This window comes from Methylobacter sp. Wu1, from assembly GCF_036553575.1.
Classification (GTDB): Bacteria; Pseudomonadota; Gammaproteobacteria; order Methylococcales; family Methylomonadaceae; genus Methylobacter.
Map to the genome: position 1 here is coordinate 37,313 of NZ_JAZHOC010000073.1, position 25,829 is coordinate 63,141.

Sequence of the window (25,829 nt, forward strand, 5' to 3'; positions counted from 1 at the left end):
GGGGCTTGGCTATTTATAACAAAATGGCCGGAGAACCCGATAATTATGTTATTCGAACACATTATTCCGGGTTCTCCGGCCAGTCTGCCTAACTGCCGGAAGCGGTTTATCTAAAGAATCAACTTAACTTGCCATGACATTGTTTATATTTCAGGCCTGACCCGCAAGGGCAAGGATCATTGCGACCAACCTTATCGCTGGCACGAACGAAAGGCTGTGCGGGCTTCTCCTCTGGCGAAACTTCCAGTGGCGGCTCCTCCAGAGCCGAAGCCTCCGCATGCTCGAAATGCATCTCTTTCGGCGCCTGCATCTGTTCGTCAAGAGCCTGCACATCTTCTTCCTGACGGACCTGAACTTTTGCCAAAATAGTGATGACTTCATGCTTTATATGATCGAGCAGCGCAGTGAACATCTGAAAGGCTTCACGCTTGTATTCCTGCTTGGGATCTTTTTGCGCATAGCCTCTCAAGTGAATGCCCTGACGCAGATAGTCCATCGCGGCCAGATGTTCTTTCCAGCTGTTATCCAGTACTTGCAGCATGACTGATTTTTCAACATGCTGTAAAACTTCCTTGGAAATCTGCTGTTCTTTTTCTTTATGGTTTTGTTCCAGAATATCGATGATGCGATTGCGCAAGGCTGCTTCTTGCAGAGCCTTATCTTCATCAAGCATTTTTTGCACTGGAATTTGAACGTTGAATTCCTGGTGCAAATGTTCCTCCAGACCTTTTATATCCCACTGCTCTTCCATAGTCTTAGGCGGAATATACTGTGTAATGACGTCATTGACGACATCTTCGCGTATCGCTGAAACAATGTCGGAAACGTCTGCCGCCGCCATCAGCTCATTACGCTGTTCATAGATTACTTTACGCTGGTCATTGGCGACATCGTCATAAGCAAGAATTTCCTTGCGAATATCGAAGTTACGCGCTTCGACCTTGCGCTGGGCATTTTCGATGGAACGCGTTACCCAGGGATGCTCGATTGCCTCACCATCGCCCATGCCTAATTTCTGCATCAGCCCCGCTACACGCTCCGAGGCGAAAATACGCATCAGATCGTCTTCCAGCGACAGGTAAAAACGTGTTGACCCCGGGTCGCCCTGACGTCCGGAGCGGCCTCTTAACTGATTGTCGATACGGCGCGATTCATGGCGCTCCGAACCGATCACATGCAGACCGCCGCTTTCAATAACCCGCTCATGTCTGTCCAACCAGGCGCCGCGTATCCTTTCCTTTTCGTCTTCAGCCGCATCCTCACCCAAAGCGGCCAGTTCCGCCTCCAGGTTGCCGCCGAGCACGATATCGGTACCGCGTCCGGCCATATTAGTCGCGATCGTGACGGCGCCGGGCATACCCGCCTGCGCAACGATATGCGCCTCGCGCTCGTGCTGTTTGGCATTGAGTACTTCGTGCTTGATGCCCTGTTTTTTCAGCAATGCCGACAGCCGTTCCGAGTTCTCGATCGATGTCGTGCCGACCAGAACCGGCTGGCCGCGTTCGACGCAAGCCTGGATATCCTTGGCTACGGCTTCATATTTCTCACGTGCAGTCAGATAAACCACATCCCCCAGATCCTTACGGACCATAGGTCTGTGTGTGGGCACCACGACCACTTCAAGGCCGTAAATCTTGTTCAGCTCGAACGCTTCCGTGTCGGCCGTTCCAGTCATGCCCGACAGCTTATGGTACAAGCGGAAATAGTTCTGGAACGTAATTGAAGCCAGCGTCTGGTTTTCATTCTGGATTGTGACATGCTCTTTCGCTTCGATCGCCTGATGCAAACCTTCGGACCAGCGCCGGCCCGGCATGATACGGCCTGTGAATTCATCGACAATGATGACTTCATTATTGGCTACGATGTAATCGACATCTTTTTGAAACAGTATATGCGCCCGCAACGATGCATTCAGATAATGCATCAGGCGAATGTTGGCCGCGTCGTAAAGACTGCTGCCTTCGGCCATCAGGCCATGTTCGACCATCAAACGCTCTATGCGCTCATGGCCTTCTTCAGTCAGATAAATCTGACGGACTTTCTCATCGACCGAATAATCGCCTTTCTCGCCCTCTTTTTCCTGCTTGGTCAGGAACGGTATGATCTCATTGGTTTTGACATAAACCTCGGTGCCTTCCTCGGTAGGGCCGGAAATGATCAGCGGCGTCCTCGCTTCATCGATCAGAATCGAGTCCACCTCGTCGACGATGGCAAAGTGCAGATCGCGCTGAACTTTCTGCTCCAGGCTGAACGCCATGTTGTCGCGCAGGTAGTCAAAGCCGAATTCGTTGTTGGTTCCATAGGTGATATCGGATGCATAAGCCTGGCGCCGCTCACGGCTGTCAAGCTGGCTGACGATGACGCCGGTCGTCAATCCCAAAAAGCCGTACAGGCGCCCCATCCACTCGGAGTCGCGTCTGGCCAGATAATCATTGACGGTCACGACATGCACGCCGCGTCCTGGCAACGCATTCAAATAAGCCGCCAGAGTCGCCATCAGGGTTTTACCTTCACCGGTTTTCATTTCAGCGATTTTGCCGTCATGCAGGATCATGCCGCCGATCAGCTGTACATCGAAATGACGCATGCCAAAAACGCGTGTGGACGCCTCTCTGACTGTTGCGAATGCCTCAGGAAGCAGGTTATCGAGCTTTTCGCCTTGCGCCAGACGGTCACGAAACTCCTGCGTTTTGCCTCTTAGGGCTTCATCAGATAATTTTTCGTATTCAGAAGCTAATGCATTGATCTTTTTGACCAACTTCCTTTTGTTCTTTATAAGCCTGTCGTTACGGCTCCCTACAACTAATCTAACCAGCTTACCGAGCATATTTTTTTCCGGTGTTGTATTTAGTAAAAAATTGATTCAAAGCGTTGGATTATATACTGTCTAATTTTTTAGTTACAGCTAAAAACACCCTTAAACTATGGGGTCAAAACTTTGAATATCAACAAGGAACATTTACGGATTGATCTCAAAGGTTTTTCAGGGACTGGGGGTTACACGGCATTTAGAGTACTGCGCTGATATTGCCGAACTTCTTCAGAGATTGCTCAAGGCGGGCATTGAAATCTATTATCCACGCGATTTAACATGCGGCATCCTAGCCAGAGTCTTGGTAAAATTAGCCATGTCCACAGGACAGCGTTTCAAAATCAACAAGGCTGCATTGCTTGTGTCCATGCCAATATCCAAAGCGCCAACAGAAGGACTGACTACGCTAAAAACACTGCTTATTAACATCAGCTGCATTCTGAAGTGGCAAACAACTGCTTAGAATATGTTGAACCTACCTTTTCGATTAACCTATAAAAATCAATATCCATGAAAATCAGCTTCATCGCCTCACATGGAGGCTCTTCCGCCAGACACATCATCGCCGCCATTGAGCAAAAAGCCTTAACCGCCGAACTGGGTGTAGTCATCACCAACAATTCCGACTCAGCCATATTGCGCTGGTGTCAGGAGCAGCATATCCCCGTGCATCTGATCAATGCCAAAACGCATCCCGATCCGGAAAGCGAAGACCTGGCGATTATGAACACGCTGGCTGAAGCCCAGACCGATCTGGTCGTGCTGTCGGGTTATATGAAAAAAATCGGACCGCATACGCTGGCGCGCTTTAACGGGCATATCCTGAACATACACCCGGCGTTATTGCCGAAGCACGGCGGCCACGGCCTCTACGGGGATCGCGTCCATGAAGCCGTGCTGAAATCGGGCGACACGGTCTCCGGCGCCTCCGTGCATCTTATCAACGAACGCTATGACGAAGGTCCCGTGCTCAAGCAGAGCCATGTGCCGGTTTTGCCTGACGACACGGTCGATTCTTTACGCGCCCGCGTACAGGCAACGGAAGGCGATCTCTACCTGGAAACGCTTAAGGATATCGTTGAGGGAAAGCTGTAATGCGATCAACTAAAGCTTTGATCAGAAACGCAGCCTTGGCTTTTTTGATTGCCGGCAGCGCAGGCATGCTGCTGCCCGGCTGCGAAAATAAGCCAGCCTCAACTGATAAAAACGGTCTTGCCAGCCTAAAAAGCCTAACAGGTGATTTTGAAAGCCGACAAAACGATGTTCAAGACTTTACCGACTTAGATACCTTAACTGACGCTTTCGAAAACCAGCGCAGCAACATACAAGTCAGGCAAGCCGGCACGATTGTCAAAATACTGCCCGACGATACCAACGGCTCGAGGCATCAGCGCTTTATCGTGCGGTTAAGTTCCGGCCAGTCCGTATTGATTGCGCACAACATCGATCTAGCGCCCAAAGTCGAGGGCATCAGCGAAGGATCAATGATCAGTTTTTCTGGCGAGTATGAATGGAACAATAAAGGCGGCGTCATTCACTGGACGCATCATGATCCGCAAGGCCAGCATGAAGGCGGGTGGCTAACCTATAACGGCAGGAGATATGAGTAGCTTGCTGCTTTAATAAACGGGCATAAAAAAGCCGTAGCAGCCTTTTGACTGCTACGGCTTTTACGCAAATTAGATGATAGTTACTTCTTCTGCTTGCGGGCCTTTTTGGCCTTGAGTCACAACAAACTGTACTCTTTGGCCTTCATCAAGGGATTTAAAGCCGGAGCCGTTAATGTTACGGAAATGAACAAATACATCAGGGCCGTTTTCTTGTTGAATAAAGCCGAAGCCTTTTTCAGAGTTAAACCATTTAACGGTACCGGTAGTAGTGGAAGCCATAATTGCAATCCTATTAAAATAAAAATTAGTAATTTAGCCTGTTAAGGCCGGTGGAGCTGGGAAATGAAGAATTACTTAATGATAAACAGGACGAGCAACTACAGAAGAACTTCGTAAAGATAAACATGCGGTAAATCGTATTTCGAGCTAACGGTCATTCTATATGGGCATTCCAGGCATGTCAATTTATTAAATCAACCTTTTTCCAGATAGTCAGCCGCTATCTGGACGCCGGCTTGATATTCCGGGCCAGCCGATCGAAGAAATAACCGCCTTTGGCCGCCGATAACTTGATGATCTGAAAGGCGGGATTGACCTGTACGGCATATTGAGCGAGTCCTTCATGATCATATTGAAACCAAACCGCAAGGCGGCCGGATCTACAAAAGGACAACTTGCCGATTTCCAGTATCATCCTGGTAGCCTGGCTTTCAGCATGTTTTTTCCAGAGTTTCCCGCACATTTTCAAGCAATGACATCTCATGCATGACTCTCTTCCTTGCATGACGTTGCCTGCCGCCGCCAAAAATCGAGCGCCGGATTATTCAATAACAGTGCCGCAAACTGACTGGCCTGCGTTAAGCAAACCTCAGCGTCCAGGCTCAATCCGGAGCCGAGTTCAAATTGCTGCGCTCTAATGCTCAGCAGGAAACACGGCGGCGGCGTTTGTTTCTTGACATCCTGATACACGGCCAGAACCGCGGAAGGATTCAGTGCGTGTGTGCTGTAGCTTTTGTCGCGTGCCGGACTGAGTTCGGCAAAATCGAATGCTTTCGCGCAGGATACGGACGCATCGACAAACAAAACCAAAGCTCTGTTCTCAAGATCCAGCGCATGTTCGATCTGCAGCTGAAAATCGGATAATATATCGATATTGTCCAGGTCCAAATGGGATTCAACGAACTCCAGCAACAGCGGCCCCAGGGCATCGTCGCCGCGGCTGAGATTCCCATAGCCAAACAGCAGGACCGGCTTAACCATCCAGGTTATGCTCGAATTCACCGTCGCTGTGCCTGACCAGCCTATCGATCAGCTTGCCTTCCGCATCGATCAATTCCAGCTGCAGCGGCATTTTTCCGACGGCATGCGTCGCGCAGGACAAACAGGGATCATAGGCGCGAACGGCGACCTCCAGATTGTTTAGCAACGGCTCCGTCAATTCCTGGCCGGACAGGTACTCTGCCGCGACCTGTCGTACGGATTCATTCATGGCCATATTGTTGCTGGTGGTCGAAACGATCAGATTCACCTTGGTGACAAGACCGTCGTCGTTGGCACGATAATGATGAAATAATGTGCCGCGCGGCGCCTCGATCACGCCAATGCCTTCGTAACGTTTCTCGCCTTGAGCAACCAGATCATGGCTCAAGATTTGAGGATCGTTCAGCAGTTCCTTGATGCGTTCGGCGCAATGCAGGGCTTCGATCATGCGCGTCCAATGATAAGCCAGCGTGCTGTGCACCATGGCTTCACCGCCGTATGCCTTGAATTCCAGCCTCGCAGTTTCCGCTAACGGCGTATCGATGTAATCGCAGTTATTGACGCGAGCCAAAGGACCTACGCGATACCAACCGTTCTCCTTGCCCAGCGACAATAGATAAGGGAATTTCATATAGCTCCATGAACGTACTTCTTCATGGATATAGTCGTTATATCGGCAATAGTCCACATGATCGATGATGGTCTCGCCTTTATCATTCCTGGCGCGCAAGCCGCCATGATAAAGCTCCAGCGCGCCGTCAGGCCTGGTCAGGCCTAGATAATTGCTGCGTATCGTGGCAAACTGATCATAATACGGCAGGTTGGAGCCGTGCACTTTTTTGACCAGCTCTACAGCCCCTGCCGCCCAGGCTATTATCTGATCGATATCTTGCAGTAGGTAGTCACGCTCTGCCTGAGCCAACGCTTTGTTCATGCCGCCGGCAATGGCCCCCGTCCCGTGTATGCGTTTGCCGCAGATCATGCGGATGACTTCCTGGCCGTATTTGCGCAGCTTGATGCCCTGCAGGCCGATATCCGGATAGGCTTCCAGTACGGCCACAATGTGGCGCTTATTGAGATCGCTTTCAAAGCCGAACAGCAAATCCGGGCTGGCCAGATAAAAGAAATGCAGGGCATGGGACTGCAGCACCTGCCCGAAGTGCAGCAGGCGCCTGAGCTTGTCTGCCGCCGGCGGCAAATTCTGCGGATCAACGCCGACCAGTTGATCGATGGCCTTGCCGGCGGCCAATTGATGGCTGATCGGACAAATGCCGCACAGGCGCTGCACGATAACCGGAAACTCCCAGTAGGGCCGGCCCTGCATGAAGCGCTCGAAGCCCCGGAATTCGACGATATGCAGCCGGGCCTGTTTGACTTTGTTGTCCTGATCCAGCAGTAAGGTGATCTTGCCGTGCCCTTCGACGCGCGAAACCGGATCGATGGCAACGCGCTTCAGGTTTTCCGGATTTTCGGCCGTTTCCAAATAATCGTACATAGGCATCTAATCGTAGTGGATCAATTCATAAGGCAGTGCAGGGTCGCGCCCTTCCAGCAGATCGGTCAGGAATTTCCAGAATACATCGGCTGCAGGCGGACAGCCCGGCAGAAAATAGTCAATCTTGACGACTTCATGCACCGGATATACCTTGTCCAGCAACAAAGGCAGTTCGGGATCATTGGGGATATGCGGGTTCTCGACGCCGATCCCGTCCAGATAAGATTCCCCCAGACATTCTTCCAACGGCACATAGTTTCTGTAATTGGGCAGGCCGCCGTTAATGGCGCAGGCGCCGACAGCCACCAGAATCCTGCAGTGCTTGCGGAATTCCCGCAACGTATGGACATTTTCCGAATTGCACACCCCGCCCTCGATCAGGCCTATATCGCAATCGGTGCAACGCTTTATATCGGTAAGCGGCGAGCGGATGAATTCAACCTGACCAGCCAGCTGCACTATGCGTTCATCAATATCGAGCAGCGACATATGGCAGCCGAAACAGCCTGCCAGCGACACGGTTGCCACTTTGACTTTATCCGTCATGATCACCCCGCTCATAATCCAGACTGGTTTCCGCGATGGTCTTGCCGTCAAACAGGCGCTCGCCGATCGGAACGGTAAATCCGGTGCGCTTGATCAAAATGGCCCCGGTAGGGCAGATATGCGCGGCCCGATCATTGACGTCCAGATCGGTGTCCTTTAACAGGCCGCTCTCGGAATTGAAAATCAGCCGCTTGTTGATGCCGCGGCCGCTGATCGCGAACACGTCCTTGCCATCCCTATGACTGGCACGCACGCACAGCGTACAAAAAATGCAGCGGTTGCGATCGACCAGCACATCGGGATGCGAAGCATCCAGTTGACGCGGTTGAAAGAAGTGCAGGAAATGGTTGTCGAGCATATTCAGGTAATAGCCGACGGCCTGCAACTGGCAATTGCCGCTTTTTTCGCAGCCCGGGCATAAATGATTGCCCTCCACGAACAGCATTTGTGTGATTCTGCGCCGGCTGTCATTCAGTTCCCTGGTGTCATTGAGTATTTCCTGCCCTTCCATGGCCGGGAATGTGCAGGCAGTGCAGGACCGGCCATTCACGGAGACCGAGCACAGCTTGCAGCTGCCGTGCGGCGCGTATTCCGGATGATGGCACAAATGCGGGATATAAACGCCGGCCGCAGCCGCGGCCTCCATAATGGTCTGGCCTTCTTCGAAAGGGATGGTCTTGCCGTCAATCGTAATGGTTTTAGTCATGATCCCCCACCTGAGATAAATGAGCCGCGGCATCATCGCGCTGAGCCAGGCGTCTGGCGATATCCAGCGCCCCATCCAGATCAAATCCCGGTTCGTAGCTGATTTTCTTCAGTTTGTTCTGATACAACTCAGGATAGCGCTCCAAAGTCGTCAACACCGGATTGGCGGCCGTTTGCCCCAAGCCGCAGTGACTGTAGCCCTTGATCAGCCGGCTCAATTCTTCAAGGGCCGCGACATCGCCGGCCGAGCCATGCCCTTCATGAATTTTATCGACCTGCTTCTTCAATAACGAAGTTCCAACCCGGCACGGCGTACAAAATCCGCAGCTTTCATGCGCAAAAAAGTGCGTGAAGTTATGAACGATATCGAAAATGCTACGGCTTTCGTTAAAAATAATGACTGATCCGCCAGTCGCCAGATCCTCGAAAGCCAGCTTACGGTCGAATTCCTGGCTGGAAATAAACGTGCCGGAAGGGCCGCCGATCTGCACGCCCAGCACATCCGTTGCACCGCAATCATTCAATACCGTTTGAATGGTTGTGCCGAACGCATATTCGTAGATGCCGGGTCTGGCGCAATCTCCGCTGATGCTGAGAATTTTCGTGCCCGTTGATTTCTCCGTTCCGGCCTTTGTGAACCAGTCGGCGCCATTGACGGCAATTGCGCTCGCGGCAAAAAATGTCTCGACGTTGTTGACTACCGTCGGCTTGCCGAGATACCCGTGAGTGACAGGATAAGGCGGGCGGTTGCGCGGAATGCCGGCTTTGCCTTCCAGCGATTCGATCAGCGCCGATTCTTCACCGCAGATATAAGCGCCAGCGCCGAGGTGGATGTCGATATCGAAATCCAGCCCCTCCCTGAGAATATTGGTTCCGAGCAGGCCGGCCTGCCTGCGTTGATCCAGGATACTCTGCAACTGGTCATAAAGATGCAGATACTCGCCGCGCAAATACAGGAAGCCTTTCCTGGCGCCGGTAATCGCTGCGCACAGGGTCATGCCTTCAAAGACCTGATGCGCAAATGAACTCAGCAGCACCCGATCCTTAAATGTGCCGGGTTCGCCTTCATCAGCGTTACAGACGACATAACGCTCGTTCTGTGCTTCGCCGGCGCAGAACGCCCATTTCATGGCGGTCTTGAAACCGGCTCCGCCTCGGCCTCGCAAACCGGATTGGTCAATTTCCGCCAGCGTGGCTTTCAGACCTCTTTTAAAGGCTGCTCTGAGCGCGGCGCCTTGCATAATGGACTGTTTTAATAAAAGCCCTGGCTTGGCTACAGTGTCGTCGACATAGAACAGATCAGCCGGCCACGCAGCCAATGGCTCCCGGCGATTGATCAAATCAGCGATCCGGTCAATCCGGTCCCGGTCCAGGCGGGTTAAGGCATAGCCGTTAACCATGCCGGCGGGGCCCTGATCGCACATGCCCGTACAGGAGGTATTATCGAGACTGACCAAGCCATCTTTACGCACCGCGCCGACAGCCACGTTCAGCTTATCTGCCAAATAACCGGTCAGGTCTTTTTTGTCCCGCATGTGGTCGGTAATGCAATCGCTGATCAGCAGTTCATACTGACCTCTGGGGGTCAAGTGCAAAAAGCTGTAGAATTCGACTACGCCGGTGATTCGCGTTCGGGGAATGGACAATAATCCGGATAACTGTTCTATCGCCTGTTCCGGGATATAATGGCAACAGGCCTGAACCTCTCGCAGGATCTGAAGCAGCTGTTTTTCCTGGTTGTTATGTTTTTCTGCAAGATCCTGAATGAATTGTTTCATTTTATCCGCCTGGTTGCGTATTTACAGTATGAGAAAATGAACTTCTTTGTCACTATATGATAATTTCTTAAATAATCCAACATTCCTGTAAGAACCTTTTCACACGTACATGGCTAAAAAACCAGTCGCATTTAAAGCGGCGCTATCGTTTCCAAACCGGGCCATTGCCCATTTTTACAGCCGGATCGAGCAGCAACGTCAGGTTCTGCAACACATTCGGGAGGCATTGCCGAAAGCCCTGGCAAAACATGCGCGCTATTGCGTAATAAACGATAAGAAATTGCTGATTTATACGGATTCCGCGGCCTGGGCATCACAGTTGCGCTTTTATAGCCAAGCCATTCTTGCCGCTGTTGCGCCAATCACGCGTGAGCCTGTCGCCCTTATGCAGGTTAAAATCCTTACCGAGCAGAAAAGCCTTTATGAAAAACCAATCAGGAAAGCCAATGTGCCGGCAAAGGACAAAATTGAAATCATCCGGAACCTGGGTCTGAATGTTCCGGATAATCAGTTGAAACAAGCGTTGCTGAAGTTAAGCGCAACGCTGCAGCGGTTATCCGACGATGCCGGATAGCCCAGAGCGGACTTTATGCAGCGGACCGCGGTGATTGCGCGGAGCGCATGAAGGAAATCGGCGCGTCTTCTTCTTCATCAAACGTAACCATTTCCCACGCGTCTTTGTCGTTCAGTAAAGTACGCAATAATTTGTTGTTCAGTCCATGCCCGGACTTATAACCGGTAAAGGCGCCGATCAAACTATGCCCCAGGAGGTACAGGTCGCCTATCGCATCAAGAATTTTGTGCTTAACGAACTCATCCGCACAACGTAAGCCATCCTCGTTGAGAATCTTATCGTCATCCACCACGATGGCGTTATCGAGACTGCCTCCCAAAGCAAGATTATTCTGCCGGAGCATATCGATATCCTTCATGAAACCGAAGGTTCTGGCTCGGCTTACTTCCTTTACAAAAGTCGTGGACGAGAAATCCATTGTTGCAGTTTTGACACGCTCATCAAATGCCGGGTGCTCAAAATCGATGGTAAACGTCACCTTAAAGCCTTCAAATGGCTCGAAAGCCGCCCATTTATCACCGTCTTCAACTCTGATGCTGCGCTTTATGCGAATATACTGTTTTGGGCTATCCTGCTCCTCAACCCCGGCCGACTGTAGCAAAAACACAAAAGGGCCGGCGCTTCCGTCCATGATAGGCACTTCCGCGGCACTGACATCGATAATCGCATTATCGATGCCCAACCCGGCAAACGCCGAAAGCAGATGTTCTATGGTTGAAATTTTTACGTCACCTGCGACCAGCGTTGTTGAAAGCATCGTTTCGCCGACATTTTCCGGTGAAGCATTAATGACAACCGGCTCATCTAAATCAACACGGCGAAATTTAATGCCGGTATTCGGTTCTGCAGGGCGTAAAGTCAGATACACTTTATCGCCCGTATGCAGCCCTACGCCTGTAGCCCTGATTGTATTTTTTAAAGTTCGCTGTTTAATCATAAAATAAAGGACGCCGAATTAAGGGGCAAAACAGGAATTCTACCACAACCAGGCCAAAAAAGAGATTAAGTCGACTTTCCGTCTAGTCGGCCTGCCGTCTCAGGAAAGCAGGGATATCCAGATAATCCAGATCGATATCTTTTTTAGGTTGCGCTCCGAACCGGTTTTCCCTGGTTTCAGGTCTGTTCTGGCGTATGACTGTCGGTTTATCGAGCACGCCATAGTCGACCTCGCCGGCCGCCGCTTTCTGTACCAGTTTAACCGGCCCCCCTTTAGCTGATGACGCCGCCAATCCCATGCCTGTCGCGACGACAGTGACCTTAATTTCATCGCCCAGCTCAGGATCAATAGCGGTGCCGATCTTGATGATTGCATCTTCGGAAGCAAACTCATGGACAATATTGCCGACTTCGTCAAACTCGGCAATACCCATATCGGCGGCAGAAATATTGACCAGAATGCCTCTTGCGCCCTGTAAATTGATATCTTCCAACAATGGGCAGGCAATGGCTTTTTCAGCCGCTTCGCGGGCACGATGCTCGCCTGTCGCCGACCCTGTTCCCATGATCGCGGCGCCCATGCCGGCCATGACAGTTCTCACGTCGGCAAAGTCCACGTTGATCATGCCCGGATGCACGATAAGCTCAGTAATGCCTTGCACCGCATCCAGCAATACGCCGTTGGCAGCCTTGAACGCGTTGACCAGAGAGACGCTGCTGCCCAGTACTCGCAATAATTTCTGATTCGGAATCGTGATCAATGAATCGACATATTGCTCAAGTTCTTTAATGCCCCTTTCCGCAACCGCCAACTTTTTCTTGCCTTCGAACAGGAAGGGTTTGGTTACGACCGCCACAGTCAGAATACCCATGCTTCTGGCGATTTCTGCAATAACCGGAATAGCGCCCGTACCGGTACCTCCGCCCATGCCCGCAGTCAAAAACAGCATGTCCGCGCCTTCAATCACTTCTCTGATGCGTTCCTTATTTTCTTCCGCCGCCTGTCTTCCGATATCCGGATTGGTGCCTGCGCCAAGGCCTTTAGTCAACTCAACGCCCAGCTGGATAATCGTACCGACATTCAATCTTCTCAAAGCCTGCGCATCGGTATTCGCACAGATAAACTCCACACCTTCAATGTGACTGTCAATCATGTGATTGACCGCATTACCGCCACCGCCGCCAACACCAATAACTTTGATATTGGCCGTTTCAGTACACATATCCATTAATTCATATTTCATTTTCGCTGCCCCTTAAATAAACCCTACGAATACTAAAAATTACCCTGAAACCAACTCTTTATTTTTAAAAACAATCCAGAACTCTCGGAATCAATGATTCTGTCGCCGCTCTGATGCTCTTTTCCATACATTAATAAACCGACCCCTGTTGAGTGAACTGGATTTCTCACAACTTCGGTTAGTCCAGTCACATTTTGCGGGATACCCATGCGGACCGGCATATGAAAAATTTCTTCCGCCAGTTCGATCAATCCCATCACTTTTGAACTGCCGCCGGTCAAGACAACTCCGGCGGCAATCAATTCTTCATATCCACTGCGCCTCAGTTCCGCCTGTACCAGCAGCATCAGCTCTTCATAACGTGGCTCTATAATCTCTGACAGACTTTGCACCGAAATCTTGCGCGGTGCCCTGTCGCCGATGCTGGGCACTTCAATGACGCCATCAATATTGGCTAATTGCGTTAATGCACAGGCATATTTTTGCTTGATCTCTTCCGCATTGAAGGTGGGCGTGCGCAAGGCAACGGCAATGTCATTGGTGACCTGATCGCCGGCTATCGGAATGACGGCCGTATGTTTGATCGCGCCATCGACAAAAATAGCGATATCCGTAGTGCCGCCGCCGATATCAATCAAACAGACGCCCAGTTCCTTTTCATCTTCGGTCAGCACCGAATTGCATGACGCCAACTGTTCCAGCACAATATCCTCAACCTCAAGCCCGCAACGGCGGATACACTTGATGATATTCTGGGCGGCGCTGACGCTGCCCGTGACCATGTGAACTTTCGCTTCCAGACGTATGCCTGACATGCCGATAGGCTCTTTAATGCCCTCCTGGAGATCAATGACAAATTCCTGCGGCAGAATATGAATAATCTTCTGATCGGCAGGGATAGCGACTGCGCGGGCGGAATCAATGACCCTGTCGATATCATATTGAGTCACTTCCTTGTCTTTGATCGCCACGATGCCATGAGAGTTAAGACTTCTGATATGGCTGCCCGCAATGCCTGCGAATACGGACCTGATCTGGCACCCTGCCATTAATTCAGCCTCTTCCACGGCCCGCTGTATGGATTGCACGGTCGATTCAAGATTAACGACTACGCCTTTTTTCAGTCCGCGCGACGCTGTTGAGCCGATGCCTATGACCTCTACTCTGCCTTCACCGGTAAGCTCACCCACAATAGCAGCGACCTTGGAAGTCCCAATGTCCAGTCCGACTATTAAATTACGCTCTGTTTTTTTCGCCATTTTGTTTACTCTGTGTCGCCTTTTCTAATCGCCCATCTGTTTCGTTTTCGGGGTTTGCAATTTTTTTCCAGTCAATTTCAGCAGTTCCGGGCTTCCATGAAACGCCATAGCCATTAGGGTACCTCAAATCAACCACAGCCATTGCACCAACCTGCTCTGGCCCAAACACTACCAGCGTCTTCAAGAAACGCTGCAGTTTCTTTAATGGCTCATTTCGTCCCAGCAGTATCTCCATACCGGTTGCCAGCTTTATTTTCCATGCCCACCGGTCATCGATGCTAAACTCGGCCAACTCCATAGACTGATCCGCCAGCACTGTTTTAATGCCCTTCATTATTTCCAGAACTTTCCTGTGTTGCTGCTCCGGCCCTACAAGCATAGGCAATGTCTGAAATTGTTCTACATTCTTCGGAGTAAACAATTCGCCTCTTTCATTTAACAGGCTGTGTTGCCCCCATCGTACATAAGGTTTCCTTTCATATACTTTTATGTCAATCGCATCCGGCCAGACCCGTTTAACCGTAGCGGTCTGCACCCACGGCAGTTGCGCGACAGCTTCGTGTATCGCCTGCATATCCGCTGAGAAAAAACTGGTCATAACCAGCGGCTGCAGCGCCGTTTTTATCTCATCCTTGCTAAGGTATTGAAAGACGCCTTCTATCCTGACGTATTTAATGGGCATCGTGTCGGAGCTATAACTCCTGACATCCTGCCTGTACAGCCAGATCAAACCTGTCAGCAATAATGCGGCCGCCAGAATTCTTACCGCGTATTTATTCATTAGCCGATACTGGTTTCCAATATCCGCCAAACCAATTCATCAAAATCAATGCCGGCCTGTTTAGCCGCCATCGGCACCAGACTATGATCCGTCATGCCCGGTACGGTATTAATCTCAATCAATTGATATTGCCCGGCATCATCGACAAACACATCGAGTCTTGCCCATCCTTTAACGCCTAGCACCTGGCTGGCTTTCACGGCCAGATCACGCAACTGCAACTCGTCGTCCTGGTTCAAGCCGCACGGACAATGATATTGAGTCGTGGTGGCCTTGTATTTCGCTTCATAATCGTAAAACGCATGCGGCGTTTCCAGGCGTATGACCGGCAATGCCTCGCCGTTCAATACACCAACCGTATATTCCTTGCCTGCCACCCAAGACTCCGCATAGACATCGCAACGGAATTCTGCCGCCGTTTTTAACGCTCTTTGCAGCTCGTCACGATTGGATGCCTTGCTCATGCCTATGCTGGAGCCTTCCTGAGCCGGCTTCACAATGACCGGGAAGCCCAGCTGTGCTATGCAATCGTCCAGATCACGTTCATCTTTCAGCAAGAACCATTTAGGCGTAACCAATCCATAACCCTGCCAGCACAGCTTGGTTCGGAGTTTATCCATACTCAATGCCGAGGCCAGAACGCCGCTGCCGGTATAGGGGATGCCCATGACATCCAGAACCGCCTGAAGCACGCCGTCTTCACCGCCCCGTCCATGAATGATGTTGAATACCCGGTCAACCTTAAGCCCGGCCAGTGCTTCTATGGGATTGCCTGCCACATCAATGGCGATTGCATCAACGCCTTGGCGCTTTAAAGCTTCGTACACGGCGGCGCCGCTTTTCAATGAAACTTCTCTTTCAGCGGCGGCCCCGCCCATCAACACGGCAACCCGGCCGAACTCTCGCGCCTCTTTAATCTTCAACGGCTTCATAATGCTACGCCTACCATACAAACTTCAGTCTGCAATTCAACCCCCTGACTTTCCATTACTTTAATCTGAACATAATTAATTAAGGCTTCGATATCGGCAGCCGTCGCCGTGCCGGTATTAATAATAAAATTCGCATGTTTTTCCGACACGCAGGCGCCGCCTATGGCATAGCCCTTTAAACCGGTCTGCTCTATAAGCCTTGCCGCATAGTCGCCTTGCGGATTTTTAAATACCGATCCGCAGCTCGGCTGGTTGGTCGGCTGCGTTTGCGCCCGTTTTTCCAGCAAACCTTTTATGCGCTGCATACTCTCTGCTGTGTCGCCTTGCTGCAGCGTTAGATGCGCCGCCAGAAACCATTCATCGTCACAGCCTTTCACCGAACGGTAGCTAATCTCGAAATCCTCAGGCAGCCGGATATGAACCTGGCCTTTCGAATTCAACATGTCCACGCTTTTAACAATACTCCAGGTTTCGCCGCCAAAGGCGCCAGCGTTCATCTTCAGGGCGCCTCCCATCGTTCCTGGTATGCCTGCCAGAAACTCGGCACCGACAAGTCCTTGCTCCGCGCAGAAGCGCGCCACATGCGCACAAGGAACGCCGGCCTCGACATAAATCGATCCGTCCGGGGTCAATCTCATTTCTTTCAACCGGCCTTTGGTATTAATGACCGTGCCGCGTATGCCACCATCCCTGATCAGCAAATTGCTGCCCAGTCCCATCCAGAATACTGGTCCTGAAACTGTGCCTTTCGTATTAGACAGTTCCGCTATGAAATTTATCAAATCCTGTCGATCAGATGGCATATATAACCGGTCAGCCGGTCCGCCGACTCGCCAGCTGGTATATTTCGCCAGTTTTTCATGATTTAACAATCGCCCTTTCATCGCAAGATCCAATCTTTCTTCTCTCAATCCTGACAAGTTATTGACCCGAAAGCGTCCAATAGCAGTTGCGGCAATTGCGTGGCGACTTGCCCCACATTGCCGGCCCCCATTGTTAAAATCACGTCATCAGGCTTTACGATCCCAGCCAGTATTTGCGGCAGATCTTCCCAGTCTTCGACGAATACCGGATCAACCTGGCCACGCAAGCGAATAGCCCTGCTTAATGCTCTTCCATCTGCGCCGGGAATAACCGCTTCCCCTGCTGAATAAACATCCATCAGAATCAGCACATCAACGGTCGAAAGAACTTTGACAAAATCCTCAAACAAGTCCCGTGTACGCGTATAGCGGTGCGGCTGAAAAATAACAATCGAACGTCTGTCCGGCCAGGCCTGCCGTAAGGCTTCCAGCGTTGCGGCAATCTCGCGCGGGTGGTGGCCATAGTCGTCAACGAATGTCAGCTGCCCGCCGGCGATTTCCAGATCGCCCTGAATTTGAAACCGCCTGCCGACGCCTTTGAATGCGCCCAGACTCTTGATGATCGCCTCATCATCGACATTCAGATGGGTCGCGATGCTGATAGCCGCAAGCGCATTGAGCATATTGTGCCAGCCGGGCATGTTCAAGGTGACCTGCAGCGGCGGATGATCGCTCCGGCGAATCACTTTAAAAGAAGTATGCATGCCTTCCTGTTTGATATTGATTGCTCGCACATCGGCATCGGCATGCACACCATAAGTGGTCACCGGCTTGGAGATGTGCGGCAGAATTTCTCTGACGCCTTCGTCATCCATGCACATGACCGCCAAACCATAAAAAGGCAAATGATGCAGAAACTCAATAAACGTTTCCTTCAATCGCTGATAGCTGCCTTGATAAGTCGCCATATGATCCTGGTCGATATTGGTGACTATCGCCATCATCGGCTGTAAATACAGGAATGAAGCATCGCTCTCATCGGCCTCGGCAACCAGATAATGGCCCAGCCCCAGCTTGGCATTGCTGCCCGCGCTGTTCAGCCGGCCGCCAATGACGAAAGTCGGATCAAGTCCGCCCTCGGCCAGCATGCTGGCTGTCAGGCTGGTCGTAGTGGTTTTGCCGTGCGTGCCCGCTACGGCAATGCCGAACCTGAAGCGCATCAATTCCGCCAGCATTTCCGCCCGCGGAATCACCGGTATCCTGTTCAGATACGCTTCATCGATTTCCTCATTGCTGCGGTCTATGGCGCTTGAAGCAACAACCACATCCGCTTTTGCAACATTTTCGCGCTTGTGTCCGATATTGATGGTTACGCCCAAGCCGGCCAACCGTTGCGTGACCGAGCTTTCTTTTATGTCCGAACCTGAGACTTTATAGCCCAGATTGGACAAAACTTCTGCGATACCGCTCATGCCGGTGCCGCCTATGCCGACAAAATGTATCCGGTCGATTTTGCCTAACACCTGGGTCGGCATCTGTACATTAGGGAAATTCATAAGCCGGCCTCGGCCATGCAATAGCCGGCAACGACTTCAGTCGCATCCAGGCGGGCGCATTGTTTTGCAGTTTTACTCATTACATCCAGTTGTTTCAGCATTCTTGTTATTTGTTCTGCCAGCGTTGCGGCATTCAAGTCTTTCTGCATCAAGCAGATTCCGGCGCCGGCATCGGTTAAATAGCGGGCATTCGCTGTTTGATGATCGTCAATGGCATGCGGCAGCGGTATAAAAATAGCCGGCACCCCCAAGGCTGCGACTTCACTGACGGTCATCGCGCCGGCCCGGCAAATCACCATATCAGCCCATTGATAGGCCGCCACCATATCATCTATGAAAGCGCTTACGTCAGCATTAATTCCCAAAGCTTCATATCGGCTTTTGACTTGCTCGAACATGGCCGTGCCGGTCTGGTGCTTGATCTGCGCATCTTTCAGTTGCCTGACCGCTTCCGGAACGACCTCATTCAATACCTGGGCGCCCTGGCTGCCGCCCACGACCAGGATATGGACAGCCTGATTGCTCCGCCTGCCGCGGTCATCGAGCCTGTTTAAAAACTGTTTCCGAAGTGGATTGCCTGTGCATTCAGCCTTCACCTCCCTGTTAAAACTGTCGGGGAAAGCCTCCAGTATGCGATTGGCTATTTTTGCCAGCAGCCGGTTTGTCGTACCGGGTACACGGTTCTGCTCATGAATGACCAAAGGTATGCCCAGCAATCTTGCCATCAGTCCGCCCGGCCCTGCGACAAATCCGCCCATGCCCAGCACCACATCGGGTTTGCGCCGCCGCAAGACTCGCAATGCCTGCGTGCAAGCCTTTGCCAGTGTCAATACGGCTTTTAATTTGGCCATTATGCCTTTGCCGCGCACGCCCGAAACCGACAGCCAGTCAATCTCAATGCCATTCTCGGGAACGACACGGCTTTCCAAGCCTTTCCGCGTACCCAGCCAGCTGACCTGCCAGCCTTTTTCCGCCAGCGACTGTGCGACCGCCAAGGCTGGAAACACATGACCGCCGGTCCCGCCGGCCATGATGACTATGCGCTTGCCCATTCCGATTTTCCTTTAGGCCTGTTGGCATTAATTTCATAAACTTCGCTCTGCACGCGAAACAGCAGCGCCACCGCGCAACACATAATCATCATACTGCCGCCGCCGTAACTCATCAGCGGCAAAGTCAGCCCCTTCGTCGGCAAAATGCCCATGTTGACCCCCATATTGACGAACGACTGAAAACCAAACCAGATGGCCAACCCATAGGCAACAAAAGCCGAGAATTTTTGCCCTGCCTTTTCTGCCTCGACAGCCACCTGAAAAGTCCGCCATATCAGTAACGAAAACAAGCCGATGACAGTCACTACGCCCAGCAGCCCCAACTCTTCGCCAATCACTGAAAACAGGAAGTCGGTATGCGCTTCCGGCAAATAGAATAATTTCTGTATGCCGCTGCCGAGTCCCACGCCCAACCATTCGCCGCGCCCAAAAGAAATCAGCGCCTGCACCAACTGAAATCCCGTATTCAGCGGATCGGCCCAAGGATTCATGAAACTGGTCACCCGGACCAGACGGTAAGGCGAAAAATAAACCAGCAAGACGGCCAGCAAGGCCACTACGGCCAGCAGAATAATGAATTGCGACAATCTGGCACCGGCGAGAAACATAATGCCCATGGCGATGCATAAAATGACTACCGACGAACCAAAATCCGGCTCCATCAGCAATAACAGGCAAGCCAACGAAAACAGCGCCAAAGGTTTTACAATCCCGTAAGCCGACTCGCGCAGAGACTGCTCGTGCCGAGTAACATAGCCCGCCATATAGATAACGGCGAAGAACTTAACGACTTCCGACACCTGTATGCGCAAACCGCCTAATGACAGCCAGCGCACGCTGCCGTTGACTCTTATGCCGAGGCCGGGCACCAGCACAATCACCAGCAACAGCAAGCCCGTTATGAACAGCCACGGTCCCCATTTTTCCCAAGTTTGCATGGGCACCGCCATAACGCCGGCACCCAGGAATAATCCAAGGCCGATGTGTATCAGCTGCCTGATCGGATAATGCAGGCTGTCATCGGCCATTTTTACGCCTAAATGCAATGATGATGACGTCACCATTATGAAACCGATCAGCAACAGGCTCGTACACGTCGCTAGCAACAACGGATCAAAATGCAATCGCCTGGCCCGCGGCGTTTTCGCGCGATCGCTCATGCAACCAGCTCCAGCACCGCTTTAGTGAATTTCTCGCCGCGATCCTGATAATTTTTAAACTGATCAAGACTGGCACAGGCTGGAGAAAGCAATACGCTTTCACCGGCGTCAGCAAGATTGGCGGCGATCTGCACAGCCTGAAAAATATTTTCAGCGGAATAAACAGGTACACAGCCATTGAGCGCCTGCTCGATCAGTCCCGCATCCTTACCCATCAACACGACACTTTTGGCTTTTTCTTTGATGACGGGCATCAGCTCATTCATATCGGCGCCTTTGGCATCGCCACCGGCGATCAGAATGACTTTGCGGTCATACCCCTGCAAAGCCGCTACGCAGGCGCCGATATTGGTTGCCTTTGAATCATTGACCCAAGTGACGCCGCGTATTTCAGCGACGCGCTGCATGCGGTGCGCCAGCCCTTTAAATTTCTGCAATGCCCGGCACATGGCCTGCTCATCCAATCCGACAGCTACGCCTAATGCCAGAGCGGCCAGCGCATTTGCTGCATTATGCCGGCCTTCAAGCGGCAATTCGGCCAGAGGCATCAGTATCGTATCATTGTGCATCAGATATTCCTTGCCGTCTTTTGCTGCAAGGTAAAAATTCGCTTTCATGCTGTTGATAGAAAATGTGAGCACTTCTCTGCTCGCATCTTTCATCGCATTGACAACAGGGTCATCAACATTGATGACCATAACGCCATTGCCGTCGAAAACCCTGCGCTTTTCCACAGCATAGCCTGCCATGTCGGCATGCCTGTCCAGATGATCCGCCGATACATTAAGCACGGTAGCAGCCGCTGCATTGAAAACAGTGGTTCTTTCCAGCTGAAAACTTGAAAGCTCCAGCACATACAGTTCCGCATCCTGCTCTAGCAAATCCAGAGCCGGCGTCCCGAGATTTCCGCCTACGCCCACGCGTTTGCCGGCTTCTTTCGCCATTTCGCCGAGCATGGTTGTCACGGTGCTTTTACCGTTGGAACCGGTAATCGCAACAACTGGCACATCAACAGAGCAGGCAAACAGATCAATATCGCTGACGACTCTCGCGCCATTGGCAATGGCTTTGACAATAGCGTTCTCATTAAGCGACACACCGGGACTGACGACCAGATGCGTAGCAACCTTAAAAGCCGCTTCATCAAATCCGCCGGTAAAAACCGCGGCGTCAGGCATCTGCTGGGAGAATTCCTCCAATAGCGGCGGTTTAGCCCGGCTATCGACGATAGCGAACTTAATGCCCAGATTTTGTAAATAACGTGCCGCTGAAATTCCTGTTACGCCAAGGCCGACCACTAAAACCTTGGCGCTGTGTGGATCCAGCGCAAAATTCTTTTTTAACAATTCTGTAATCGCTGTCTTATCCATTTTCTTTATCTCAATTTCAAAGTTGCCAGACCGATCAGCACCAAGATCACGGTGATGATCCAGAAACGTACGATAACCCGAGGTTCGGGCCAACCTTTCAACTCAAAATGATGATGAATCGGTGCCATACGGAAAACGCGTTTCCCTGTCGTCTTGAAAGAGGCAACCTGGATAATCACGGATACCGTTTCCATGACGAAAACACCGCCCATAATCATCAGCACAACTTCTTGTCTAACAAGTATTGCCAATACGCCTAAAGCTCCGCCCAGCGCCAGCGCGCCTACATCGCCCATAAACACCATCGCGGGATAAGCGTTAAACCACAAAAAGCCCAATCCGGCGCCCACCAAAGCGGCGCAAAATACAATCAATTCCCCGGCATTAGGCAAATAAGGAATCGCCAGATATTCGGCAAACGTCACATGCCCGGACAGATAGGCAAAAATTCCCAGCCCGGAAGCCACCATGACGGTCGGCATAATGGCCAATCCATCCAGACCGTCGGTTAAGTTAACGGCATTGCTGCTGCCGACAATGACGAAATAGGCCAACACCACATACATCCAGCCCATATCGAGCATGACGCTCTTGAAAAAAGGCACGATGAATTGCGTTTCCGCCGGCAGCACGGCTGTTTTGTACAGAAAAACTGCGGCCACCAACCCGATGGCGGACTGCCAGAAATACTTAGCTTTAGCCGATAAGCCGTCACTGTTGCGGCGAACCACTTTCCGATAGTCATCGACGAATCCGATAACGCCGTAGCCCATGGTGACCAGCATGATGACCCAGATATAGCGATTGCCGAGATCTGCCCACAGCAAAGTACTGATGGCAATCGCCACCAAAATCAGGGTTCCGCCCATGGTAGGAGTGCCCGATTTTTCATAGTGCGTTTGCGGACCGCATTCACGAACACTCTGCCCGATCTTGTTGCGGCTCAGTTTTCTGATCATCACCGGCCCGACGATGAAGGAAATCATCAGCGCAGTTAATGCTCCGAGAATGGCGCGAAATGTCAGGTAATGAAAAACCCGAAAGCCGCCTTCGAATGTCATTAAATAATCTGCCAAATAAACTAACATCTTCTAAATCCTGAAATTTTCAACCAGAGCTGCAGCTACATTTTCCATGCGCTGCGCTCTCGACCCTTTGATCAAAACCGATTCGTTGCCTTTAAGTTCTTGTTTTAATGCATCGATCAGCTCATTCTGGGTCTCAAAAAAAGTAGCTCCCGGGCCAAAAAGCCGCACAGTATTTCGGGTATCGGCACCTGTAGCCAACAGACGCACGACTCCACTGGCTTTAAGCAGTTCGCCCATTTCTTCATGTATTTTTTTGCTCTCCGGCCCCAATTCGCCAAAAGCCCCCAGGACAACCCAGGGTTCGCCTGGCATGCCTTTCAGCACATCCAGTCCCGCCTTCAGTGAGGCAAAATTCGCATTATAGGTATCATCGATGATGATGTTGCGCTGCAGGCCCATCAGCGGCTGTAAACGGCCCGTCACCGGTTTTACGCCTTCCAGCCCCTGTTTAATCTGTTGCAGGCCTACGCCTAAAGCCAGACAGGCGGCCGCCGCCGCAAGCGCATTAAGGACATTGTGCCGTCCTGCCAGTTTCAAGTTCACATTCAGAGAACCCTGAGCCGTGACTAACTCAAAACCGGTTATAAACTCGGCAGAAGCTGTACCACTCGAATCGGAACTCTCATTAGTGCGGATTTCCGTCCTGATTGCCCGGGCAGTCACGTCGGCTCCGTCATTTAAACCGAATGACACGGTTTTTCTGGCTCCGGCTATGGCTTTCCAATAGTCGAAATAGGCATCATCGTGATTCAACACGGCAATGCCGTCATTTTTAAGCGTCTGGATAATTTCGCCCTTCGCCCGCGCGACACCGTCCAGACTGCCGAAACCTTCTATATGTGCCGCACCTACATTCGTGATGATCACGACATCGGCTTGGGCATGGGTGCTGGTATAGGCAATTTCTCCGGGATGGTTTGCCCCCATCTCGACCACGGCATAGCGATGCCGTTCTTCGAGCCGAAGCAAAGTCAAAGGCACCCCGATTTCATTGTTCAGGTTTCCCTGAGTAAACAATACCGGATCATTGACGCCCAATATGGCTGCCACCATTTCCTTGACCGTCGTTTTGCCATTGCTGCCGGTCAGGCCGACTACCGAAACTGATGCCTTCCGGCGCCAGGCGCCGGCCAGTTCAGCCAATGCCAGACGTGTATCATCGACGGCTATATAGGGCATTGTCGACGCGACTCCTTTATTCACAATGGCCGCGGCGGCTCCAGCCTGCTCGGCCAGATCGACGAAATCATTGCCGTCGAAGTTGTGTCCCTTGATTGCCATATAGAGCTGTCCGGGCTTGATGGCTCTGGTATCGATACTGACCGATGAGATGGCTGTGTCCTGCCCGACGAGTTGTCCGTGCACATAGCGGGCAATATCGCTTAATCTCATCGCCATCATTGCGCCGCTCTCGCTTTTAATGCGTCAATCACCGCTTGATTGTCGCTGAACGGTATTTTTACGCCATTGATCTCCTGATACTGCTCATGGCCTTTACCGGCAATCACGATACAATCGTTTGCGCCCGCACTAGCTACCGCTTTTTGTATCGCCTGTTCTCTGTTTTGGATCACTTCAACCTTACCTGAACTGCAACCAGCCAATATGTCATTTACTATATTGAGTCCATTTTCATAACGCGGATTGTCATCCGTAACAATCACATAATCTGCCCGACGTTCTGCGCAGGCTCCCATTTGCGGACGCTTGCCGATATCTCTGTTGCCGCCGCAACCGAAAACCACCCATAATGCCCCTTTGCAATGCTTCCTGACGCTGGATAACACCTTGTCCAGCGCATCCGGCGTATGGGCATAATCGACAAAAATCAGAGGTTCACCCTCTGCGCCCAAACGTTCCATACGTCCAGCCACCGGCTCGAGGCGCTTCAACCTGTCAGCAGCATCTGTCAATGTAAGCCCCATCGCCAGCATGACGGTCAACACAGCCAGGACGTTCTCTACATTGAAATCGCCGTATAACGGCACTTTGACGCGCCGCTGCTCGTGCCGCCAACGCACGTCAAACTCGATGCCGCCGGCTTGATGCAGGATGTGTTCTGCATTCACGTTTTCGCCGGGGCCTTCTGTTTTCCCTTTGGTGCTAAATCCCCATACGGCGACCGAATCAGGCGCTGCGGCTATAATTTGCTTGCTGTACTCATCGTCCAGATTCACTACCGCGAAAGCCAGTCCCGGCTTGTGCAATAATGCCAGCTTGGCCTCGACATAAGCCGCCATCGAGCCGTGATAATCGAGATGATCGCGGCTGATGTTCGTAAAGACGGCGCCTTTAAAACGTACACCGTTAACGCGGCCCTGTTCCAAACCGTGCGAGGACACTTCCATTGCAACCGTTTGTTTTTTAGCCTTTGCCAGCTCAGCCAGTATATGCTGAACGGCCAAGGCGTCGGGCGTCGTGTTAAGGGTTTTATTGAGTCTGCCCCACTCGCCCCAACCCAGCGTCCCGATAATGCCGCAGCCATCCATCAGCTGACTTAAAAACTGACTGCACGAGGTTTTTCCATTCGTTCCGGTAATACCGATAACATCGAGCCGTTGCGATGGGTCACCGTAAAAACGCGCGGCGATTTCACCCAGCCGCAATCCCAGATTGTCTACTGGAATGGCCGGTATATCGCCGACCCGTTCCGCCAATTGCCTGCCCTGCCCGGCCGGATCGAAAATCACGGCACAAGCGCCATTTGCAATAGCCTGAGCGACATGCATCAATCCGTGCTGCGCAGACCCATTCAGGGCAATAAATGCATTGCCCTTGACTATCGATCGGCTATCCAGCGCCAAACCCGTTATCGCCAATTCATCGTCGACGAGCGCGAGCCCCGCTAATAAATCCTTCAGCTTCATG

At 51.6% G+C, this 25,829-nt stretch carries 24 protein-coding genes; 3 read left to right on the forward strand and 21 right to left on the reverse strand.

What is annotated here, in order from left to right:
• Positions 1–118 precede the first annotated feature (118 nt).
• Positions 119–2,827, reverse strand: a complete 2,709-nt coding sequence (secA, locus tag V2P20_RS15900; RefSeq protein ID WP_331820014.1) for a preprotein translocase subunit SecA — start codon at positions 2,825–2,827, stop codon at positions 119–121.
• Between the two features lie 495 nt (positions 2,828–3,322).
• Here secA and purN point away from each other — a divergent pair, with 495 nt between their 5' ends.
• A complete protein-coding gene (gene purN / locus V2P20_RS15905; protein ID WP_331820016.1) occupies positions 3,323–3,907 on the forward strand; it encodes a phosphoribosylglycinamide formyltransferase in 585 nt (194 codons plus the stop codon).
• Positions 3,907–4,422: a DUF3465 domain-containing protein gene (locus tag V2P20_RS15910; protein WP_331820018.1), complete on the forward strand. Its 516-nt coding sequence runs from the start codon at positions 3,907–3,909 to the stop codon at positions 4,420–4,422. The genes purN and V2P20_RS15910 overlap by 1 nt, the downstream gene beginning before the upstream one ends.
• Positions 4,423–4,491: 69 nt before the next feature.
• Here V2P20_RS15910 and V2P20_RS15915 read toward each other — a convergent pair whose 3' ends face one another.
• The 7 genes from V2P20_RS15915 to V2P20_RS15945 form a co-directional block, all read right to left on the reverse strand.
• Positions 4,492–4,701, reverse strand: a complete 210-nt coding sequence (locus tag V2P20_RS15915; RefSeq protein WP_194968218.1) for a cold-shock protein — start codon at positions 4,699–4,701, stop codon at positions 4,492–4,494.
• Between the two features lie 220 nt (positions 4,702–4,921).
• Entirely contained in the window at positions 4,922–5,185 is a 264-nt protein-coding gene (locus tag V2P20_RS15920) for a hypothetical protein (RefSeq protein ID WP_331820020.1), read from the reverse strand.
• Complete coding sequence (locus V2P20_RS15925; protein WP_331820166.1) at positions 5,182–5,682, reverse strand: hydrogenase maturation protease; 501 nt, start codon at positions 5,680–5,682, stop codon at positions 5,182–5,184. Before V2P20_RS15925 ends, V2P20_RS15920 begins: the two co-directional genes overlap by 4 nt.
• Positions 5,675–7,177: a Ni/Fe hydrogenase subunit alpha gene (locus tag V2P20_RS15930; RefSeq protein ID WP_331820022.1), complete on the reverse strand. Its 1,503-nt coding sequence runs from the start codon at positions 7,175–7,177 to the stop codon at positions 5,675–5,677. Before V2P20_RS15930 ends, V2P20_RS15925 begins: the two co-directional genes overlap by 8 nt.
• Positions 7,178–7,183: 6 nt before the next feature.
• Entirely contained in the window at positions 7,184–7,723 is a 540-nt protein-coding gene (locus V2P20_RS15935; protein WP_331820024.1) for an NADP oxidoreductase, read from the reverse strand.
• Positions 7,713–8,429 (reverse strand): 2Fe-2S iron-sulfur cluster-binding protein, encoded by a 717-nt coding sequence (locus tag V2P20_RS15940; protein WP_331820026.1) that lies wholly within the window; start codon positions 8,427–8,429, stop codon positions 7,713–7,715. The genes V2P20_RS15935 and V2P20_RS15940 overlap by 11 nt, the downstream gene beginning before the upstream one ends.
• Positions 8,422–10,206, reverse strand: a complete 1,785-nt coding sequence (locus V2P20_RS15945; RefSeq protein ID WP_331820028.1) for an NAD(P)H-dependent oxidoreductase subunit E — start codon at positions 10,204–10,206, stop codon at positions 8,422–8,424. The genes V2P20_RS15940 and V2P20_RS15945 overlap by 8 nt, the downstream gene beginning before the upstream one ends.
• A 109-nt stretch (positions 10,207–10,315) precedes the next feature.
• On the opposite strand from V2P20_RS15945, the gene V2P20_RS15950 reads away from it, so the two are divergent.
• Complete coding sequence (locus V2P20_RS15950) at positions 10,316–10,780, forward strand: DUF721 domain-containing protein (protein ID WP_331820030.1); 465 nt, start codon at positions 10,316–10,318, stop codon at positions 10,778–10,780.
• Between the two features lie 13 nt (positions 10,781–10,793).
• Here V2P20_RS15950 and lpxC read toward each other — a convergent pair whose 3' ends face one another.
• From lpxC to V2P20_RS16015, 13 genes are all read right to left on the reverse strand, one after another.
• Positions 10,794–11,717: a UDP-3-O-acyl-N-acetylglucosamine deacetylase gene (gene lpxC / locus V2P20_RS15955; protein WP_331820032.1), complete on the reverse strand. Its 924-nt coding sequence runs from the start codon at positions 11,715–11,717 to the stop codon at positions 10,794–10,796.
• An 82-nt stretch (positions 11,718–11,799) separates the two neighbouring features.
• A complete protein-coding gene (ftsZ, locus tag V2P20_RS15960) occupies positions 11,800–12,960 on the reverse strand; it encodes a cell division protein FtsZ (protein ID WP_194968209.1) in 1,161 nt (386 codons plus the stop codon).
• A gap of 32 nt (positions 12,961–12,992) precedes the next feature.
• The gene (gene ftsA / locus V2P20_RS15965; protein WP_194968208.1) at positions 12,993–14,219 is read right to left on the reverse strand and encodes a cell division protein FtsA; all 1,227 of its coding nucleotides are present in this window, start codon (positions 14,217–14,219) and stop codon (positions 12,993–12,995) included.
• A complete protein-coding gene (locus V2P20_RS15970; RefSeq protein ID WP_331820036.1) occupies positions 14,197–14,901 on the reverse strand; it encodes a cell division protein FtsQ/DivIB in 705 nt (234 codons plus the stop codon). Before V2P20_RS15970 ends, ftsA begins: the two co-directional genes overlap by 23 nt.
• Positions 14,902–14,999: 98 nt before the next feature.
• Positions 15,000–15,932 carry a D-alanine--D-alanine ligase gene (locus V2P20_RS15975; RefSeq protein WP_331820038.1) on the reverse strand — a complete coding sequence of 311 codons (933 nt, stop codon included), beginning with the start codon at positions 15,930–15,932 and terminating at the stop codon, positions 15,000–15,002.
• Positions 15,929–16,816 carry a UDP-N-acetylmuramate dehydrogenase gene (murB, locus tag V2P20_RS15980; RefSeq protein WP_331820040.1) on the reverse strand — a complete coding sequence of 296 codons (888 nt, stop codon included), beginning with the start codon at positions 16,814–16,816 and terminating at the stop codon, positions 15,929–15,931. The genes V2P20_RS15975 and murB overlap by 4 nt, the downstream gene beginning before the upstream one ends.
• Positions 16,817–16,839: 23 nt before the next feature.
• Positions 16,840–18,291, reverse strand: a complete 1,452-nt coding sequence (murC, locus tag V2P20_RS15985; protein WP_331820042.1) for a UDP-N-acetylmuramate--L-alanine ligase — start codon at positions 18,289–18,291, stop codon at positions 16,840–16,842.
• Entirely contained in the window at positions 18,288–19,343 is a 1,056-nt protein-coding gene (murG, locus tag V2P20_RS15990; RefSeq protein ID WP_331820044.1) for an undecaprenyldiphospho-muramoylpentapeptide beta-N-acetylglucosaminyltransferase, read from the reverse strand. Before murG ends, murC begins: the two co-directional genes overlap by 4 nt.
• Entirely contained in the window at positions 19,328–20,503 is a 1,176-nt protein-coding gene (gene ftsW / locus V2P20_RS15995; protein ID WP_331820045.1) for a putative lipid II flippase FtsW, read from the reverse strand. Before ftsW ends, murG begins: the two co-directional genes overlap by 16 nt.
• Positions 20,500–21,873 carry a UDP-N-acetylmuramoyl-L-alanine--D-glutamate ligase gene (gene murD, locus V2P20_RS16000; RefSeq protein WP_331820047.1) on the reverse strand — a complete coding sequence of 458 codons (1,374 nt, stop codon included), beginning with the start codon at positions 21,871–21,873 and terminating at the stop codon, positions 20,500–20,502. Before murD ends, ftsW begins: the two co-directional genes overlap by 4 nt.
• Positions 21,874–21,878: 5 nt before the next feature.
• Positions 21,879–22,961: a phospho-N-acetylmuramoyl-pentapeptide-transferase gene (mraY, locus tag V2P20_RS16005; protein ID WP_194968200.1), complete on the reverse strand. Its 1,083-nt coding sequence runs from the start codon at positions 22,959–22,961 to the stop codon at positions 21,879–21,881.
• 3 nt (positions 22,962–22,964) lie between these two features.
• Positions 22,965–24,359, reverse strand: coding sequence for a UDP-N-acetylmuramoyl-tripeptide--D-alanyl-D-alanine ligase (gene murF, locus V2P20_RS16010; protein ID WP_331820168.1), 1,395 nt, complete (start codon positions 24,357–24,359; stop codon positions 22,965–22,967).
• Positions 24,359–25,828 (reverse strand): UDP-N-acetylmuramoyl-L-alanyl-D-glutamate--2,6-diaminopimelate ligase, encoded by a 1,470-nt coding sequence (locus V2P20_RS16015; protein WP_331820170.1) that lies wholly within the window; start codon positions 25,826–25,828, stop codon positions 24,359–24,361. The genes murF and V2P20_RS16015 overlap by 1 nt, the downstream gene beginning before the upstream one ends.
• Position 25,829 lies beyond the last annotated feature (1 nt).